The 2357-nt window shown below is 67.8% G+C and carries 1 protein-coding gene; it reads left to right on the forward strand.

Going from position 1 to position 2357, the window contains the following annotated elements; genetic code table 11:
* Positions 1–1319: 1319 nt before the first annotated feature.
* Entirely contained in the window at positions 1320–1997 is a 678-nt protein-coding gene (locus E1283_RS35415) for a hypothetical protein (protein WP_132822265.1), read from the forward strand.
* Positions 1998–2357 lie beyond the last annotated feature (360 nt).

Genomic DNA, 2357 nt, shown 5'->3' on the forward strand with positions numbered 1-2357 from the left:
CGCTTGTACCCGCTCCGCGGGTACAAGCGCGCTGCGCGCGCTTGTAAAACCGTCCGCTTCGCGGACGGGCCCCGCGCTTCGCGCGGGGCAATGGATTCCCGCTTCGCGGAAATCTCGACACGCAGTTAGATTCACGCTTCGCGCGAATCCCGCCTCCGCTCCGCTCCGGCGGAAAAGACGCACCTACGGTGGGAAGGGGTACCGCATCGCGGGATGATGCAGCCTGTGTAGCTACAGGAATCCCAGGCAGGCACCGAGACTTGAGACCGATCGACGTGCCGAACAAGACCGGGACGTGGATGGAACGCCCCGGTCTTGTTCGGCACAAATTTCGCGCGGCATCGAGTTGACGACGAGGGTAACGATTCCCGATCGACCGCCCTCGTGAGGCCGTCAGGATGCGCCCGAGGTGTCGAGTGTTGACGGCACATCACATAAGCGAGAGTGATGCCGTCGCAGGGCATCAAGTCCGCACACCACAGGATGTGCCTGTGTATACTAAGGGATTGATGCGGGCCTCCGTCTGAGAGACGTTAGGATACTCTCGCCACCTCCTTTAGCCACCATCTCCCGGATCGTCGTCTTCTTTACTGTGACGCCCCCTGGCGATGAATGCGGCGAAAATAGTAGCGACCGCCGTAATGGCCGCCGATAAAATAGTTTCCAACGGCGTTCCCCTTCGTCTAGCCGGATATGTAAAAGGCTTTCTGCTCGCGGCATTACGAAAACCGTAGATGCTACCGGCGGGTAGAGAGGTATCCGGAAGTGACCAGAAGAGCGCCTTGAGATGGCGAGACACACAACTCTCAAACTGATGGGCGGGGCCCGCCCCTTCGGGCGGGATTGGTGTCCTGGTCGGATACTTCCGGCGAAGGCCGGTGCCTGGGCGGTGCGGGCGCATACCGTGGAGCCCGTACCGCCCGCGTGTGGGCCTGGAAGGGGAGGTGGCGGGGATGTGCGCGCAGCCTGTGGAGTCGGCCGGCTGGCCGACTCGCTCGCCGTACTGGGTCGAGACCGGTGAGGGGCCGCAGTCCATCGCGGAGTTGAAGGCCGCGCTGGCGCCCTGGCCGCCGCAGCTGATGGCGTTCACCGCGCGGCTGGAGGCCTGCCCCTTCGAGAAGCTCCGGGACCTGGTGGCGGAGTACCGCATGGTGTGGCTCTCCCCGCGCCCATCCGACCATCCGGGCCGCGGAGCACACCGACCAGGAGGGCCCGGACCCGGACGGGGTCCCGGCGGAGGCGGTGTGGGCCGACTACGACGACGACTTCGAGCGGCGGCCGGACGCCGCGGTGCGCGCCGAGGTCGGCGAGGACGCCCGTTGGCGTACAAGGTCACCTACAAGCCGGACGCCCGCCGCGGCATCGGCACGCTCTCCCCTGCCCAGCGCCGCGCTGTGATGGATGCCGAGAAGGTGCTGGCCGCCCGCCCCACCGCCGTCGGCGAGGTCTACGAGGGTCGCGGGCCCACCGCGCTGCGCCGCTTGGTCCTGCGGCGCGGGTGTCGATCGGCTACCGCGTCTTCGACGCGGTCGTGCACGTCGAGATCGTCTGGGTCATCGGCCACCCCTGACCACTTCCCCTTCGAAGCGAGGACGTCTGTACTGCACGTCAACGAAGCGATCACCTCCCGCTTAGTCGAGCAGGCGCTGCCGCTGCTGCCCTTCGCCTGTGCCCCCCGTCAGTACGAGCACTTCACCTATGACGAGTTGGAAGAACGCCGGCGGGAGAACAGCGACGCCGGCCACTCCGACAGAGACCGGCGTCCCCCGGCGGAGTGGCGGCTCTCCTTCATCGAACCGTTCATCAAGGAGCCGGTCGGCGTCGACGACGAGGATGTCCGCCGGGCTCTGCACAAGGTCGTCTTCGCCGACCGGGGGAACGGTCCCTGGGACCAGGCGAACGCGGAGGCCCAGGACTGGCTCTTCGGGCCCCGCAAGGACAGCACCGAGGACATCCCCGGCCCAGCGACACGTTGGCCGCCACAGTCCTTCTGGTAGCCGTCTACGGAGACAACGCTCGGTACCTGCTCCACCTCGTCCCCTGAACCGCCCGCAGGCGGCCTCGTTCGGATCGTCCCGGTAGTCACCCCTTCGGGTGGCGGTTCCCTTCACGGGGCCTGCACGCCGCACAAGGACGTCCAGGCCCGGATCCGCAGAATCCAGCGCACATGCCGGGGCCGGTCGGCGAGGATCGGCTCCATGGCTCCCGAACTCCCCGAACCACTCCCCGGTGACAGCGCGCGCCTGGACCGGCTGGCCGCGCAGTGGCGCGAGACCGCCGCCCGAGGCCCGCCTCGACGTCGAGCAGCCCGCCGCCGAACTCCGCGCCGCCCCGAACCCCGAGGCCGGGGCCGGGGC

Source organism: Streptomyces hainanensis, assembly GCF_004348415.1.
Taxonomy (GTDB): Bacteria; Actinomycetota; Actinomycetes; order Streptomycetales; family Streptomycetaceae; genus Streptomyces; species Streptomyces hainanensis.